The following is a 16,459-nucleotide window of genomic DNA, read 5'->3' on the forward strand; positions in this document are numbered from 1 at the left end:
CTTTATGGTTTCTAAGAAAAGGTTCGACCTACCACTTCTTCTTAGGTGCGAACAACTCGTCTAATTCGTCTCTTTCTTCTTCTTGCTTCTTGGCGCGATCTTTTTCGTTCACGCTCTTAAGGTTACTTTGGATTTCGTGTAACCACTCGTTAAGTGTAGCAAGTTTAGACATTGAGTATTCGTCTTGGGGATTTTGATTTTCTAGTGCGTTTTTCGCCTTTTCAAAATACTGTCTGGCTGACCCAAGCATATTGGTTTGAAGTGCAGCGCGGCCGCGCTTAATCAATGTTTCTACATTTACTTTTACCTGCAAGCGTTCAAGCTGCTTATCTTCATCCATGAATACTTTAGAATCAATTTGCCCTTTGCTATGTTCTGAACGAAGAATAATGCGCAGTTTCTTAACGGCCTGAATGTATTGAATGATCATTTTGTCGTTGTCGGGTAACGCGAAATCGTTAGTGATACCGCTATTGTCCGAAAGAGCAGCGGCGGTTGCTTGCTCACTGCTTGAGATACGCTGTTTTAGTTCAGATGTACTCGATAAATCGTTCATTGCTTTCAAGGCATTTAGAATACGATTGTGAAGTATGCCCATAATGCGCGAAGAAACAGGCATGTTTACACAGGCGGCAATAACGTTCTCAGTTTCGTCGACAATAGTACGCTGTTTGGCAAGTTCAGTTCTGCGCTCAGCCTCTTGCTTTTGACGATGTTGTTGCATTGCATTGATAAAGATAGCTGCGATTAGCAAAACAACAATTAATATAATAATAATCACGTACATGCGTGTGTTTCCGTCTGTTTTTTATTTTTTATAACGTTAACGTATTACTACGTACGAGCGTTACTTTTTGTATTACTTAATGTTATCGGTCAATCTTACGGTATTTTTACTTCAAATACACTTCCACCGAGACTCCCGCCGTTGGAAAGGGCAATTGAGCCCACTTTATCTCCTTGAGAATGTGCGTTTGCAATTAACTTCGCAAAAAATAACCCCAACCCCGTTCTTCCTTGGCTTAACTCAAAGTCACAGAGCTCTTCGTGGCTTTTAGTTAACATCGCTTCAGGATAGCCACGACCATCATCCTCTATCTTTATGGTCATGAAGTCGTTCTCGTCTGCCTTGGCACTTACTATTATTTTGGATGTTCCATAGCGCATAGCGTTGATGATTACATCGTTTAATAACAAATAAATTAACTCACTGTCTAAGTACCAGCTAAGGTCATCTTCGATAGCGATACTTATATCAATATTTTTCTGCGACACATATAACGCATTAGAGCCAACAACATCCTCAACCAAATCTTTGATGAAGCTTTCGTCAACGGTAATGGGTAAACTCTCTAATTCAGCCCTGTACAAAGAGAGTACTTGAACAAGATTGGTGTTGAGCCTGGATGCTTCATAATGAACACTCGCAACCTGCTCTCTAGCTTTCTCGTCTTGAGGAGAAAGGGCGTCGCTGAGTGTTTCAATAGATTGAATAAGGAGAAAAAGTGAATTTTTCATATCGTGCACAGCAGCTGCCAACACCGATGAAAAATCAATTGTGGATGTAACTTGTTTACTGCTACTCATTATCTATCTAACACCGTGCTTTTTAATCACCTACCCATAATGTAGAAGAAATCGGACAAAGGCGAATAAATCCCACTCGAAAATGTAAAAATTCAATTATTTTCAACTTTATAATGCCAATTTCGTAATAGCAACTAGTAAAAAAAGGTGGTTTTGGTTATAACGGAGGGAGTACAGTGTCAGTCTATCGCATTAAACGGTGTAAAATATGAAGCTACAGCAACTACGGTATATCGTAGAAGTCCTCAATAACAATTTGAACGTGTCAGCAACAGCAGAAAGTTTATATACCTCACAGCCGGGTATCAGCAAACAAGTTCGCATGTTGGAAGATGAACTAGGTGTTCAGATTTTTGGCCGTAGCGGTAAGCATTTAACACACGTAACAGACGCCGGTAATGATGTAATCAATATAGCTCGTGAAATACTAGCCAAAGTAGAGAGTATTAAAGCGGTAGCAAGGGAACACACGCTTCCAGATCAAGGTAAACTCAATATTGCGACAACGCATACGCAAGCCCGTTATGCATTACCTGATGTTATTCAGGGTTTCATGAGCAAGTATCCAAAAGTGTCATTACACATGCATCAGGGCACGCCGTCTCAAATTAGCGACCTGGCTGCCAAAGGCGAAGCCGATTTTGCTATCGCTACCGAGGCTCTCCACTTGTACAACGATTTAGTGATGCTTCCTTGTTATCACTGGAATCGCAGTGTAATAGTAAACAAAGACCATCCGTTGTCGAAAAAGGGCACTATCGATATTTCAGACATTGCCAAATATCCGTTGGTTACTTATGTTTTCGGTTTCACCGGGCGCTCTGAATTAGACCAAGCGTTTGAAAGAGCAGGGCTAACACCTAAAATCGTGTTTACCGCAACAGATGCCGACGTTATTAAAACCTATGTTCGCTTAGGTGTCGGTATTGGTGTTATTGCGTCGATGGCGGTAAGCGAAGAATTAGATGATGATCTTGTGAAAATAGATGCTAGTCACCTGTTCGATTACAGCACGACGAAAATTGGATTCAGAAAAGGGTCGTTCTTAAGAAGTTATATGTACGACTTCATTGAGCGTTTTGCGCCTCATCTGACCAAGGACAAGGTTGAGAAGGCTATGATGCTGAAAAATAACGAAGAAGTGGAAAAAATGTTTAAAGGCGTGACGCTTCCAGTAAAGTAAACGTAGCGCTTGTTGAAAACGTTCATTAAAAAGGGGCTAATTGCCCCTTTTTTCATTCCATACATTGTCTAGTTAGAACGAGGCGCTAACATTCGATAATATTTACCGCGAGTCCACCTCTCGCCGTTTCTTTATATTTAGTCTTCATATCATTACCGGTATCGCGCATGGTTTTAATAACCTTATCTAGCGATACTTTTTGCTCACCGGTTCCGCGCAGTGCAAGACGAGAAGCATTAATGGCTTTGATTGCACCCATGGCATTTCGCTCAATGCACGGAACCTGAACCAGACCACCAACAGGATCACAAGTAAGGCCGAGGTTGTGCTCCATACCGATTTCCGCAGCGTTCTCTACCGAGGCAGCTGTGCCCCCCATAATTTCAGCTAACGCGCCTGCAGCCATTGAACAAGCGACGCCTACTTCTCCTTGGCAACCTACTTCAGCACCTGAGATTGACGCATTCTCTTTATAGAGAATACCAATAGCGCCTGCGGTAAGCAGGAATCGACTTGCTACTTCTTCATCAACAGGTCGAATAAACTTATCTACGTACTGTAGAACAGCCGGAATGATACCCGCTGCACCATTTGTAGGTGCAGTTACAACACGGCCGCCAGCTGCATTTTCTTCGTTTACAGCTAAAGCAAACAAGTTAACCCAATCCATAGTCTGCATAGGGTCGTTTGTGTGTTCAGTTTGAAGTCGACGGTATAGTCCAGGTGCGCGGCGAACTACTTTAAGCCCGCCAGGTAAAATACCTTCGCTTTCGATACCTCGTTGAATACAAGCTTTCATTACTAACCAAATGTTGTGTAGCTGTTGCTTCACTTCGTGCTTGGGCCTGAAAGTTGATTCGTTACGTAGCATCAGTGAACTAATGCTTAAGCCGTTAGTTTTACACAGAGCAAGAAGGTCACCGGCCGTTTTAAAAGGGAAGGGTACTGATGCTTGCAGGCTGGCCGCATGCGCTTTGGTCGCATCGAAGTCTTCGTCTTTTATGATGAAGCCACCGCCAATACTGTAATAAGTTTGCTGTTTTACAAGCTCATCTTTCGCGTACGCATAAAACGTTAAGGCATTAGCGTGTTTGGGGAGCGTTTTACGGCGGTGAAAAACAATGGCGTTTTTGTTAGGAAAGCGCACTAATTTCTGGCCATTAAGGCAAAGCTTTTCCGTGTTGCGTATTTCTTCAAGTTTAGTCTCGATGCTGTCCACATCGACAACGTCTGGAAGTTCTCCTAGTAAACCGAGGATAACAGCTTTTCCTGTTCCGTGGCCGATACCGGTTTGGCCTAATGACCCAAACAGTTCAACTTTCACGCTATCCACTGAATCAAAAAGCGCAGCTTCCTGAGCGAGTTCGGTGACAAACTCGGCGCCTGCTTTCATTGGTCCTACGGTGTGCGAACTCGATGGGCCAATGCCCACGCTGAACATATCAAATACACTGATCATAAACTTTCAAAATTAAAACAAAGTAATAGTAAGATCATGCATCCACCACGGAAAAACCACAATACAGAAAAGCTAATAAAGGGATTAGTTTTGCTAATACGCTGTAAAGTTTAATTTATAGTACACGCAAGAGCGGTTAAGCAAATACAAAGGCTAAGGATGAATATGATGAGATAAATTGCGTAACATTGCCGCCGTTGCGCCCCATATCATGCGGTTTTTCCATGGGATAAAGTAAATTGGAAATGCCTTTTTATCGCGATGCGTCGTGTGAACTAAATGATTTCTTCTGTCTAAAACATGTGCGAGAGGCACTTCAAAAGCGCTTTCTACCTCATTTTTGTCAATAATCGGTGTAAAGTCAGGATTTACAAAGCCAACAACTGGCGCAATTTCATATCCGCTGATTGTTCGGTACCTAGGCAACATTCCTACTACGTCTACGTGAGTAGCGGGTAAACCAACTTCTTCTTCTGCTTCTCTAAGTGCCGCGTCAAAAAAAGAGTTATCAGCTTCGTCAACCGCTCCGCCTGGAAAACTGATTTGACCTGGATGATGCTTGAGGTGGTGCGCTCGTTCGGTAAGCAGTAATTGAAGCGAATTGCCATAATCTATCAGGGGGATAAGTACAGCCGCAGGGCGCCCTGTTTTTCGCAACGGAAAATCTGGCTCGGTGTGAGGCTGCCTTAAGTGGTGAAACTGTGATAGAAATTCGTTCTTTGTCATAGATATTTACTTACAACCTATATGCTTACCTTTGTGCTAGCACATTACATACAGATACTGTGCTATTGGTTAATTGATTCAAGTACTGGCAGTATTCTAGACACTTTATCTAGGGTTTCTTGATATTCTTCGCTAGAAACCGAATCTAGCACAATACCACCACCGGCCCAGCAATGTAATCGACGGTTCTCTGCCAATACGGTTCTAATGCAAATACTTGAATCCATGTCTTCACGAAAACCCATATAGAACACGCTGCCACAGTAAATATTCCGGCGGTGAGGCTCTAGCTCATCGATAACTTCCATCGCACGGATTTTCGGTGCTCCAGTTATTGACCCCCCAGGAAATGCTGATGCCAGAAGCGATAAAGGCGAAGAAGATTCATTCAATTCACCAGTTACCGTACTTACTAAATGGTGCACAGCCTGATAACTTTCAAGAGCAAAGAGTGCGGGTACGTTCACCGAGTGAGGTTTGCAGTGCTTTGAAATATCGTTGCGCAGCAGATCTACAATCATGAGATTTTCTGCACGGTCTTTTTCTGCTGAGAGCAAGCTCTGAGCACTGGCGGCATCTTCTGCTTTGTCTTCAAATCGCGGGCGTGTACCCTTTATCGGTTTTGTTTCTACAACCCCATCTTTAACGCGTAGAAAGCGTTCTGGTGAAATGGAAGCAATACAGCCTTGGGGCAGGTTATAAAAAGCTGAAAATGGCGCTTGATTTTGATTGCGTAGCTCACAATATGCTTGCCATATATTCCCTTCAAACGCCGCGCTAAAACGTTGCGCCATATTTACTTGGTAGCAATCACCGGCACGCAAATAGGCGTGTATTTTATCCAAACAAGCTTCATATTCCGTTTTAGACAAATTTGATTCGAACCGCGACGTTAACTTGAAATTTGGCTCAGGTGTTTCGTCGTTGAACGAAGAAAAAAACTGAGTCAGCGGTTGACTGTCAACGGAGCAATAATAGATATAACCTGTTTTTGTATCTTCAATAAGTGAACGAAGATAAAGGCCAACCGCGAAATCAGGGGTTTCGTAGTCATCTTTGGCGATGCTTGGCATCGTTTCATAAAAGCGCCCGGTGTCATAGCCTGCCATACCAGCCACACCGATAATAAAAGGGAGGTGCGCTGTATTTACACTGGCATGTATCTCCACATTTGAAACGCGCGCATGTAAGTGTGCTTGCACCGCTTCAAAGGGGGTCAATGTCAATTGCTGACGCTTTGAAGTGTTTAGTTCGATGAGTTGAACCTTATCACCTTTTGCTTCGATAACTGCGGAAGGTGAAAATGCCATAATATTGAAGCGTCCTTCACTTTTCGACGAACCAGAAGTATCTAGTAAAAGGGAATATGGGTGTGTAGAGACTCGCTTAAAAAGTTCATTGAAAACGGCTGTGTTCTCGTCACAATTTAGCGCTAATTTATCGGCTAATTCCTCTGCAGTGAAACGGGAAACATGAACGTGAATAGTATCTGCGTGTGACATAGGTGTTTTCTGTACTTCTTTTTATCGTGGGCGTTTGGTGCTTGAATTAAGCACAAACTTCCTTCTATTTTTAACTGGCGTTAACAAATAAGGGCTAATAACCGATCACATTAGGCTGCTTTTTCAAATATCCCTTCAGCATAGTTTTTAAAAATGACTGGAATTAGCCACAAGCACATGGTTTTACATGGTGCGTTGTCTTTAGATGCGCTAGTATACGCTTTTTTAGCTAGCTAAGACCACGAAAGCCAAATAAAAAGAGGATGTCATGACCGTTATCCGTCAACAAGACTTCATTGACAGCATTGAAGATGCCCTGCAATTTATTTCTTATTATCACCCGCTCGATTACGTTAAAGCCGTAGAAGAAGCCTATAAAAAGGAAAAGAGCCAAGCCGCGAAAGACGCGATGGCGCAAATTCTTATCAACTCACGCATGTCTGCAGAGGGTAAACGCCCTTTGTGTCAAGACACGGGGATCGTAACCTGTTTTGTTAAAGTTGGTATGGGTGTGACATGGGATAAAACTGACATGACCGTTCAAGAAATGGTTGATGAAGGTACACGTCGTGCATACCTTAATCCAGACAATCCACTTCGCGCCTCTATCGTTGCTGACCCTGCCGGTGCGCGCAAAAACACCAAAGACAATACGCCATCTGTTGTGCATATCGACATGGTAGCGGGTGAAAAGATCGAAGTGATGATCGCGGCTAAAGGCGGCGGTTCTGAAAACAAGTCTAAAATGGTAATGCTTAACCCAAGCGATGATATTGCTGACTGGGTAGTAAAAACTTTGCCGACGATGGGGGCAGGCTGGTGCCCTCCAGGAATGCTGGGAATAGGTATTGGCGGTACGGCTGAAAAAGCAGCGGTACTTGCAAAAGAAAGCCTTATGGACCCAGTAGACATCCAAGAGCTTATAGAGCGCGGCCCGCAAACTACCGATGAAAAACTTCGCTTAGAAATTTTTGACCGCGTAAATAAGCTGGGTATCGGTGCACAAGGCCTAGGTGGTTTAACGACCGTTGTTGACGTTAAGATTAAGTCGCTACCTACTCACGCTGCGTCAAAACCTGTAGCAATGATCCCTAACTGTGCGGCGACTCGTCACGCACATTTTTATCTAGATGGTTCGGGTCCAGCGGAGCTTACGCCACCTAAATTAGAAGATTGGCCAGAAGTAACTTGGGAAGTGAGCGAAAACACTCGCCGCGTTAACCTTGATGAAGTAACAAAAGAAGATATCCAAGAGTGGAAAGTAGGCGAAACGGTACTGCTGTCAGGTAAGATGCTTACCGGTCGTGATGCTGCTCACAAGCGCATTCAAACCATGATGGAAAATGGTGAAGGTTTACCAGAGGGCGTTGATCTAACTAACCGCTTTATCTATTACGTTGGTCCTGTTGACGCTGTAGGTGACGAAGTGGTTGGTCCGGCTGGCCCGACAACGGCTACCCGTATGGATAAGTTCACTGACATGATGCTAGAGAAAACAGGCCTTATTGGCATGATTGGAAAAGCAGAGCGTGGTCCAGCAACCGTTGATTCAATTGCTAAACACAAAGCGGTTTATCTAATGGCAGTTGGAGGTGCAGCGTACCTTGTATCTAAAGCCATTAAGAAATCTCGTGTCGTAGCATTCGAGGACTTAGGTATGGAAGCAATTTACGAGTTCGACGTAGAAGACATGCCAGTAACCGTTGCAGTAGACAGCACGGGTGCCAATGCTCACAAAAATGGTCCGGCCATTTGGAAAGCAAAAATTGAAGAGCTTGATGCCTCGCTATCTAAATAGAGAGGAAGGCAAAACTTAAGATGAGCCGTTCTGCTTAAGAAAGCTAATTAGGTTTTTCGTAACAATATAAAAAACGGGTGCAATAGCACCCGTTTTGATTTGTGTAGTTTCATTTTTTCAAAGGTTTACGTGCTAGACGTTTTGCCCCAATTTCATTTTAAATTTATACCAGTTGGTATATTTATCTGATTTTGTTTATAGTGCTGTACAAAATAACAGTATGAACGTGCACTATGTTAATTAACCTTATTTCTAGCGAACCCATTTCCTTTCTTACAGCCTTCGTAAGTGTGTGTGCTTTTTCACTTTATTCATTTATTCGAGGCCAGGCGAATGCCACCAAGTTAGCGCAGCTTTCGCAAATCAATGAGCAGCTACAAAATGATTTGAATAGCGAGCGTATTGCAATTGCCAAGCTTCAAGCACAAAACGAAGCGCACCAAGCAAGAATTCAGGCGCTTCATGCTGCACATGAAGATAAGCTTGCATCTATGAATGCATCTGAACAACGTCTGCATACGCAATTCGAAAATCTAGCAAATCGTATATTCGAAGAAAAGCAACAGCGTTACACGCAACAAACAAAACACAATATAGAAGCTGTTCTGGCGCCATTCAAAAACGAGTTAGATGGTTTTAAACGTCAAATCTCAGAACAACACATACGTGAGGGGCAGGAGCGAGCCTCACTTAAAACAGAGATTCTAAGTTTAAAGGCTCTCAACCAGAAAATTACGGAAGAAGCTGCAGCGCTGACCAATGCACTAAAAGGTGACAATAAAAAGCAAGGAAACTGGGGCGAAGTAGTGCTTGAGCGGATACTCAAAGAATCTGGTTTACGCGAGGGTCATGAATTTGAAACACAAATGTCAGCAACATCAGAGCACGGCAAGCGATTTCAACCAGATGTCGTGGTGCATTTGCCAAATGATAAAGATGTGATCATAGATTCAAAAGTAAGTTTGGCGGCCTATGAAAGGTATTACAACTGTGATGATGAAGCTGAGAAAGCGCAATTTTTAAGTCAACATGTGGCTTCTATAAAAGGGCACATCAAAGGCTTAGGCGCGAAGGACTACCAAACGCTGAAAGGCATAAAGACACTGGATTATGTGTTACTTTTCATTCCCATTGAGCCTGCATTTCTGATTGCTGTCGAAGAAGAACCAGATTTAGTCACAATGGCACTTAATCACAATATCATGTTGGTTAGCCCAACTAATTTACTGGTTGCACTGCGTACTATTAATAACATTTGGCAGTATGAGTACCAAAATCAAAACGCACAGCTTATTGCGGAACAAGCAGCAAAGCTTTATGACAAGTTCGTTGGGTTTGTGACGGATATGGAAAAAGTAGGTAAGTCGATGGATACCGCTCACGCAAACTACGAACAAGCAATGAATAAGTTAACCAGTGGAAGAGGGAACTTGGTAAGGCAAATAGAAAAGTTTAGAGAACTTGGCGTACAACCCAGTAAGCGAATGTCTCAGCACTTACAGCAACTTTCTCAAGACGATTAAAAAAGGCCGCAATTGCGGCCTTTTTTCTCTTATCAAAAAACGTTATGAACGTTTCATGCGTCTACGTAGGTAAACTGCTGGAGCAAGAAGCAATGCAATCCAGCCCATTGAACCACCAGACTTATCGTTAACGCGAATAGTCACGCTTTCTGTAGTAGTTTCAATACCATCTGAAGCCGTTACTTGAACCGTTACACGGTTAGACTGTTCGTTACTAGGCGCTGTATCAGTGAACGAAGTGCGCTCTACACCGTTAATGGTGATAGTCACGTCGTCTCCGTCTGCGTCAGTTGCAGAAGCAGTTACAGTGTAAGACTGACCTTCATCAACGCTAGTTGGAGCAGATATTGAAATAACTGGAGCATCTTGCACACCTGCAACCGCTACAGTTACTGTGCCTTCACCAACAATTTCACCTTCAACTGGCTCTTCGTTTTCATCAATTGTACCTTCAACACGAACGGTGTATGTAAATGAATCTTCACCGAAGAAGTCAGTATTTGGTGCATACGTTACTGTTCCATCATCATTTACAGTTACTGTGCCATTTGCTGGCTCACCAGAAATTACAACTGTTGATGGATCAAGAGGCGCTTTATCAATAGTGATAGGCGTAAACGTACGGAACTCACCAGACAGAGAGTCCATGGTGAATTTATTGATGATTGTGCTGTCCATTTCGTTAGCAAGAATGTTAGCCGTTACCGACGCATCTTCGTTAACTGACAACATGTCGTCCATATACTCACTAGATGGAACAACAGTACCTGCGTAGCTGATAGTAACTTCGTCACCCGCATTAGCAGTTAGTACAAATTCGTCACCTTCAACTGGAAGGGTACCTTGAAGGCCCGCAGATGTTAGTGCAGCGTACGTTGTACCAACGCTACCTGAAATGTTTTCAGCTCCAACTACCGTTGCGTAAACAGGTGAGTCCATTGGACCATATACAAAGTTTACGTTGCCTGTTTCGTACTCAAACCACAACTGGAAGTTAAAGCTTGTGCCATCTTCATTCCAAATTTGAGCGTTTTCCCACTCAACAACAAAGTGACCTGTTGTAAGGCTTACTGCGTAGATATTACCAGCGCCTGCACCGCCACCCGCAAGGTCAAAATCAGTCCAATAAGGTGCGACAATATTGTTTGGCTCACTTAGGCTTGGCAATACTTCTGCAAACGGTGTAGTAATGTTGCCAGAGCTTGTACCTAAAGATACAAAACCATTAGATGAAATCTGCATGGTTGTGTATTCGCTACCTAAGTAAGTGATAGTGCGAGGTAGGCTTACTTCAATTGAAGCGTCATCACACGAACCAGAGCACTCTAGCGGCGCAACACCAATAGATGCCATTGGTACGTAACGGTCAAGACCAAAACCTTCAAGTATGTCACCAATAGTAGTATCTGCGTTCATCGAGAAAGATGCAGTGTTAAGTGCGCCTTCCCAATATACGGTACCTGAGTCAGCGTCATAGCTCACTGGCTCTTGGTTTCCGTTTTTAACAGCAGAAATTGTAGAAGGGTTAATCGCATATTTGTGGTCAATTTCACCCGTGATGCTGATCATACCAGTTACGTCAGTGTTAGTAGCAAACGCTTCGGTTACCACCAATTCACCTTCAGCTGCTACTTGCGTGCTTACATCGCTGTCAAACAATGATGGTTCATCACTGCTAATAGGATAGATAGCTACTGGTATGAAATAATCGGTTGTTGTGTCGTCAGTGTCTGCCCAATTAATACCACCGAAAGACCATGACCCTGTAGACGCTGTTGTTACATCTACTGCTACCATAATTTCAGCTGAAGCACCTGCTGCAAGGGTTGCCATTTGAGGTGTAACGGTTGCAGAAATAGCTGAGTCATTAAACATTGCTGTAGCATCGACTGTAACTTCTTCATCGCTGGTGTTTGTTACAGTGATAGACATTTCGCAGTTCAGGTAGCAGTTACCGTCTACTAAGCTTAAATCGCTATAAGTTAGCTCTACCGTTGTTGCACGAGGAAGATCTAAACGACCTGCACCCATGTCAAAGTTGTCTGCTGCGGTAGACGCATCTTCTTTCAAAATATCGCGAATTGAAGAAGTTACAAGCGCACTCTTTATTTGCTGTGCAGTCCAATCAGGATGCATTTGCTTAAGGAGTGCAGCTGCACCAGCTACGTGTGGCGATGCCATTGAAGTACCGTTCTTGAACGAGAAGTTCTGGTCTTCGTGTCCTGGTGCATCCGGTGATTCGCCAGAGAAGATGCGAGTACCAGGAGCAGCAATATTAGGCTTAAGGAACGTCGGGTCGCCGTTAGGACCGCGAGAGCTGCTTTCATTCATGATGTCAGCAAGGCTGTCTGAAACAACGCGAACAATATCGCTACCGATAGTTACATTTAGCGACTCTTCAGTAGTTTCAGCTAGGTTAGCAAGCGCTAAACCTGGTGTAGCAGGAAGCATAAGTGATGGAATTGTTTGAGCTTCACTTAAGCCGCCCATTAATATTGGCGCTTCACCGCGTCCATCAACGTTATGAATAAGAACAGCAGTTGCTCCCGCTGCCTCTGCGTTTTCAATTTTAGTCACGAAACCACACGTACCACGGCTGATAAGCGCAATTGCACCATCGAACGCGCCCGCAGCAAATGCATCACAACCTTCTACGTTTGCCGCATCTACTTCGCCTGCATAAACAACAGGTGCAGTAATTGGGCTATCAAATACAATGGCAGGGTTGCCCACTGAGTAAAGGGCCGGAATAGAACCTAAAGTGGTATCGCCTTCAACGGTCACCTCGTTTGCGAACAAACGACCCGTTGTTGTATTTGCGACCGTTATTACGTCTTCTGAACAACCAGGACAGCCAATAGTGCCAGCACCCGGACCATCGTTACCCGCTGCAAAAACGGTAACAACGCCCGCATCGTGCATGGCTTCAAGTACGTCTTCATATACTGAGCCGTTAGGGTTTCCACCTGCACCGCCACCCCACGAGTTATTTACAATGTCAGCACCATCTGTAAGCGCAGCTTCAAGCATAGAAAGCAGCATTGAAGAAGCACCGCTAGAAGAAGCAGGGTTAGCTGGTGTGGCATACAAACCTTTGTAAACCATTAGATAAGCAGCTGGCGCAACACCAGAGATTTCAGCTTCTGCGCCATCGCGCTCTGCCATTACCCCGTAATTACCTACAGCTGTACCTGCAACGTGCGTACCGTGTCCATTGAATCCTAGCGGGCTCTCGTATTCTTCTTCAACAACAGAGAAGCCTTCTACGATGTCTGCTGCGCGAGCAACAATTAGTTTATTGTTACAAAAATCAGGAACTTCTGAACAGTAGTCGTCAGTAGGAAGTGTCGCAGCATCAGGTGCTGTAAAATTTTCACCACTGAATAAAGGGTTTTCTGGACGAATACCACTATCGATGATCGCCACTTTCACGCCTGCACCGGCGCTTTCCTTCCCGCCGAACTGTTCCCACGTTTGAACTGCACCGATCAGATCCAAACTCGCGTCCATTTGGGCATGGTGTACTAAGTCTGGGTATACCGCTTTTACCGTTGAAAGGCTGGAAAGCTTATCAAGTGCACTTTTTGAAACGATACCCGCAAAACCATTAAATGCTGCTGTGTAAGACATGTCAGCTTTGAATGACTTATCGAATGACTTGATAGACTGGATAACCGATTGCTGTTGAGCTTCAAGGAAAGATTGATATTCCTTCGCTGCATTTGACTTGAAATTTACCTTTTGACCTTTGTGGGCAGCCATGCTGCTTACACTTGGATTTACTGCGCTGAATTGCGCCATAGGCACGTCAGTAAGTTGTACGATAACACGTACGCTATCACTATCCGCTTGGATTGCATTTGCAAGAATATTCTTTTTGTCGAAGGATGCTTCGATGGCGTTACGTTGTTCAACGCTGTGGCCAGATAATTGATTTGATATTGCTAGTGCACCAAAGGCTGAGCCTGCTAATGCGGTAGCAATAACCGTACTAAGGATTGTTTTTTCATAATTATTCTCGTGTGAATAGTTCCCTGGAGCCCAACGATTTTTTTGTTTGCTTAAAAGGTCATTCGCCTTTTTTAAAACGCAACTTATCGCTGTGACTATCTATTACTAGCACACTTTTTTTCTTTTTGTAACGTGTGTTTCTGCAATACACAATTTACACATTTTGTTACATTTAACGACGATTAGTCGTTGCATAGATAACTTCCTTTTTTCATTGAAGTTCTAAGCAGTAGATTATTGGATATATAAGCGTTTGAAACGTTAGAACCTCTATTACTGGATGTGAATGAGAAATGACTGTCCTACTCGATTTTCATATTTTTTACATGGGGTTTACGTTTTTAGGACGAATATCCTTTTCATTTAGACTAATTGAGTATGTCTATTTCACCCATTTGAAAAAATGCCAATGAATAAGTAGGACGCTCCTGCATTTTCTCAACTAGCATATTGTTATCACTATAAGTCGCTATTAACCCTCATATTTAAGGGGAACAAACGTGAAAGACAGAAATCATTTGGCCGAAGTAAAAACAACAAATAAGGTCGAAATTATTACTAAAGGGGTTGTTGATATCCCAATGCTGCAAATCCTTTCTGCCGAAGGTGAACTCATTGAAAAAGCAGTTGAACCTGACCTCAGCAAAGAAGAAGCATTAAAAATATTTAATACCATGCATTACATTCGAGTATTGGATGAACGTATGGTGGGTGCACAGCGCCAAGGTCGTATTAGTTTTTACTTGGCCAGTACAGGTGAAGAAGCGGCGTCAGTAGCAAGTGCAGCAGCACTATCAGATGACGACATGATCATGTCTCAGTACCGTGAGCAAGGCGCTTTAGCCTACCGCGGGTACACCACAGAACAATTCATGAACCAAATGTTTAGCAATAAAGACGATCCTAACAAAGGACGTCAAATGCCTATCCATTATGGTGACAAGCCACTTAACTTCATGACTATATCTTCACCACTAGGCACACAGATCCCTCAAGCATCTGGATATGCCTATGGCCAAAAAATGTCAGGTAAAGATGTGGTTACTATCTGTTACTTCGGTGAAGGTGCAGCGTCGGAAGGAGACTTCCACGCAGGGCTAAATATGGCCGCTGTACTAAACTGCCCAGTAATCTTCTTTTGCCGAAATAATGGCTACGCCATTTCAACACCAGCAGAAGAGCAATTCGCGGGTGACGGCATTGCTTCTCGTGGCTTAGGTTACGGTATTAAAACTATCCGTGTTGATGGTAACGATGTGTTAGCCATTCATGCAGCTACTAAAGAAGCCCGTCGTATCGCCATTGAAGAAAAGTGTCCTGTACTTATTGAAGCCATGACTTATCGCTTAGCGGCGCACTCCACGTCAGACGACCCAACAGGCTATCGCTCTCGTGAAGAAGAAGATAAGTGGCGTGCAAAAGACCCTATCGCTCGTATGGCGAAATGGTTAGAAAGCAAAGGCTGGTTTGACGAGGCTGAGAACCAAAAGCGCGTCGATAAAGCAAGACAAGACGTTTTAGCAGCAATGAAGAGTTGTGAAAAGACTGACGTATGTGCCATTGAAGACATTGTCGAAGATGTATACGACACAGCACCTTGGCACTTAAAAGAACAACTCAGTGAATTGAAAGCGCATATTAAGAAGTACCCGAAGATGTACCCTAAAACAGCAGGGAGAGTAAAATAATGGCTAAGATGAATCTACTTCAAGCAATTAATAATGCACTCATCACAGCCATGACCGAAGATGAGAAAGTAATGGTCTTTGGTGAAGACGTGGGCCATTTTGGTGGCGTGTTCCGTGCAACCAGTCACCTTCAAGAAAAATTTGGTAAGGCGCGTTGCTTTAACACGCCGCTTACTGAACAAGGCATTATTGGCTTCGCGAACGGCTTGGCCTCACAAGGCTCTGTACCTATTGCTGAAATTCAATTTGGTGATTACATTTTCCCTGCATTCGATCAAATTGTGAATGAGACGGCTAAATGGCGCTACCGTTCAGGCGGTCAGTTCGATGTTGGTACGCTAACAATTCGTACACCTTATGGTGGCGGTATCGCAGGCGGCCACTACCACAGTCAATCACCAGAGGCATTCTTCGCTCACTGCCCAGGGTTAAAGATTGTTATCCCTCGTGACCCTTATCAGGCGAAAGGTTTGTTACTTGCATCAATTCGCGATAAAAACCCCGTATTGTTTATGGAGCCTAAACGTCTTTACCGTGCATCTGTATCGGAAGTGCCTGAAGAAGATTACGAACTGCCATTAGGTAAGGCAGATATTGTTCAAGAAGGTAGCGATATCACCTTATTAGGGTGGGGCGCGCAAATAGAAATTCTGCAAAAAGCTGCAGAAATGGCTCTTGAAGATGGTGTGTCGTGTGAAATTATCGATTTACGCAGCATATTACCGTGGGACGTTGAAACGGTTATGCAATCTGTAATGAAAACAGGTCGCTTATTGATAAACCACGAAGCACCGCTAACAGGTGGCTTTGCGAGTGAAATCGCAGCGAGCATTCAGGAACGTTGTTTCTTATACCTTGAAGCGCCTATTGCAAGAGTGTGTGGTTTAGACACGCCGTATCCTTTGGCGCACGAAAAAGAATATATGCCAGATGAAACGAAGACGTACGAAGCCATAAAACGTACGCTTCACTACTAAGCCGG

At 43.7% G+C, this 16,459-nt stretch carries 11 protein-coding genes; 5 read left to right on the forward strand and 6 right to left on the reverse strand.

The window, feature by feature from the left end:
* Positions 1–28: 28 nt before the first annotated feature.
* Positions 29–787: a hypothetical protein gene (locus tag MASE_RS09490; protein ID WP_014949522.1), complete on the reverse strand. Its 759-nt coding sequence runs from the start codon at positions 785–787 to the stop codon at positions 29–31.
* 95 nt (positions 788–882) lie between these two features.
* The gene (locus tag MASE_RS09495) at positions 883–1,587 is read right to left on the reverse strand and encodes a sensor histidine kinase (RefSeq protein WP_014949523.1); all 705 of its coding nucleotides are present in this window, start codon (positions 1,585–1,587) and stop codon (positions 883–885) included.
* Between the two features lie 208 nt (positions 1,588–1,795).
* Here MASE_RS09495 and cysB point away from each other — a divergent pair, with 208 nt between their 5' ends.
* Complete coding sequence (gene cysB / locus MASE_RS09500) at positions 1,796–2,770, forward strand: HTH-type transcriptional regulator CysB (RefSeq protein ID WP_014949524.1); 975 nt, start codon at positions 1,796–1,798, stop codon at positions 2,768–2,770.
* A gap of 85 nt (positions 2,771–2,855) precedes the next feature.
* Here cysB and MASE_RS09505 read toward each other — a convergent pair whose 3' ends face one another.
* The 3 genes from MASE_RS09505 to pabB form a co-directional block, all read right to left on the reverse strand.
* Entirely contained in the window at positions 2,856–4,229 is a 1,374-nt protein-coding gene (locus tag MASE_RS09505; protein ID WP_014949525.1) for an L-serine ammonia-lyase, read from the reverse strand.
* A gap of 153 nt (positions 4,230–4,382) precedes the next feature.
* Positions 4,383–4,955 carry a CoA pyrophosphatase gene (locus MASE_RS09510; RefSeq protein WP_014949526.1) on the reverse strand — a complete coding sequence of 191 codons (573 nt, stop codon included), beginning with the start codon at positions 4,953–4,955 and terminating at the stop codon, positions 4,383–4,385.
* A gap of 62 nt (positions 4,956–5,017) precedes the next feature.
* Entirely contained in the window at positions 5,018–6,457 is a 1,440-nt protein-coding gene (pabB, locus tag MASE_RS09515) for an aminodeoxychorismate synthase component I (RefSeq protein ID WP_014949527.1), read from the reverse strand.
* 268 nt (positions 6,458–6,725) lie between these two features.
* Here pabB and MASE_RS09520 point away from each other — a divergent pair, with 268 nt between their 5' ends.
* Together MASE_RS09520 and rmuC are read left to right on the forward strand one after the other, a co-directional pair.
* Complete coding sequence (locus tag MASE_RS09520) at positions 6,726–8,255, forward strand: fumarate hydratase (protein ID WP_014949528.1); 1,530 nt, start codon at positions 6,726–6,728, stop codon at positions 8,253–8,255.
* A gap of 233 nt (positions 8,256–8,488) precedes the next feature.
* Positions 8,489–9,778 (forward strand): DNA recombination protein RmuC, encoded by a 1,290-nt coding sequence (gene rmuC / locus MASE_RS09525; RefSeq protein ID WP_014949529.1) that lies wholly within the window; start codon positions 8,489–8,491, stop codon positions 9,776–9,778.
* Between the two features lie 42 nt (positions 9,779–9,820).
* On the opposite strand, the gene MASE_RS20405 is transcribed toward rmuC, so the two are convergent.
* A complete protein-coding gene (locus tag MASE_RS20405; protein ID WP_014949530.1) occupies positions 9,821–13,579 on the reverse strand; it encodes a S8 family serine peptidase in 3,759 nt (1,252 codons plus the stop codon).
* A 710-nt stretch (positions 13,580–14,289) separates the two neighbouring features.
* Here MASE_RS20405 and MASE_RS09535 point away from each other — a divergent pair.
* Positions 14,290–15,477, forward strand: a complete 1,188-nt coding sequence (locus MASE_RS09535; protein ID WP_014949531.1) for a thiamine pyrophosphate-dependent dehydrogenase E1 component subunit alpha — start codon at positions 14,290–14,292, stop codon at positions 15,475–15,477.
* Positions 15,477–16,454, forward strand: a complete 978-nt coding sequence (locus tag MASE_RS09540; protein WP_014949532.1) for an alpha-ketoacid dehydrogenase subunit beta — start codon at positions 15,477–15,479, stop codon at positions 16,452–16,454. Before MASE_RS09535 ends, MASE_RS09540 begins: the two co-directional genes overlap by 1 nt.
* Positions 16,455–16,459 lie beyond the last annotated feature (5 nt).

It is taken from the genome of Alteromonas macleodii ATCC 27126 (assembly GCF_000172635.2).
Lineage (GTDB): Bacteria > Pseudomonadota > Gammaproteobacteria > Enterobacterales > Alteromonadaceae > Alteromonas > Alteromonas macleodii.

Excerpts from the sequence above, each read along its gene's own strand:
- MASE_RS09490 (WP_014949522.1), bottom strand. The coding sequence starts at position 787 with ATGTACGTGATTATTATTATATTAATTGTTGTTTTGCTAATCGCAGCT.
- cysB (WP_014949524.1), top strand. The coding sequence starts at position 1,796 with ATGAAGCTACAGCAACTACGGTATATCGTAGAAGTCCTCAATAACAAT.
- MASE_RS09520 (WP_014949528.1), top strand. The coding sequence starts at position 6,726 with ATGACCGTTATCCGTCAACAAGACTTCATTGACAGCATTGAAGATGCC.
- pabB (WP_014949527.1), bottom strand. The coding sequence starts at position 6,457 with ATGTCACACGCAGATACTATTCACGTTCATGTTTCCCGTTTCACTGCA.
- MASE_RS20405 (WP_014949530.1), bottom strand. The coding sequence starts at position 13,579 with ATGGCGCAATTCAGCGCAGTAAATCCAAGTGTAAGCAGCATGGCTGCC.
- MASE_RS09505 (WP_014949525.1), bottom strand. The coding sequence starts at position 4,229 with ATGATCAGTGTATTTGATATGTTCAGCGTGGGCATTGGCCCATCGAGT.
- MASE_RS09495 (WP_014949523.1), bottom strand. The coding sequence starts at position 1,587 with ATGAGTAGCAGTAAACAAGTTACATCCACAATTGATTTTTCATCGGTG.
- MASE_RS09540 (WP_014949532.1), top strand. The coding sequence starts at position 15,477 with ATGGCTAAGATGAATCTACTTCAAGCAATTAATAATGCACTCATCACA.
- MASE_RS09510 (WP_014949526.1), bottom strand. The coding sequence starts at position 4,955 with ATGACAAAGAACGAATTTCTATCACAGTTTCACCACTTAAGGCAGCCT.
- rmuC (WP_014949529.1), top strand. The coding sequence starts at position 8,489 with ATGTTAATTAACCTTATTTCTAGCGAACCCATTTCCTTTCTTACAGCC.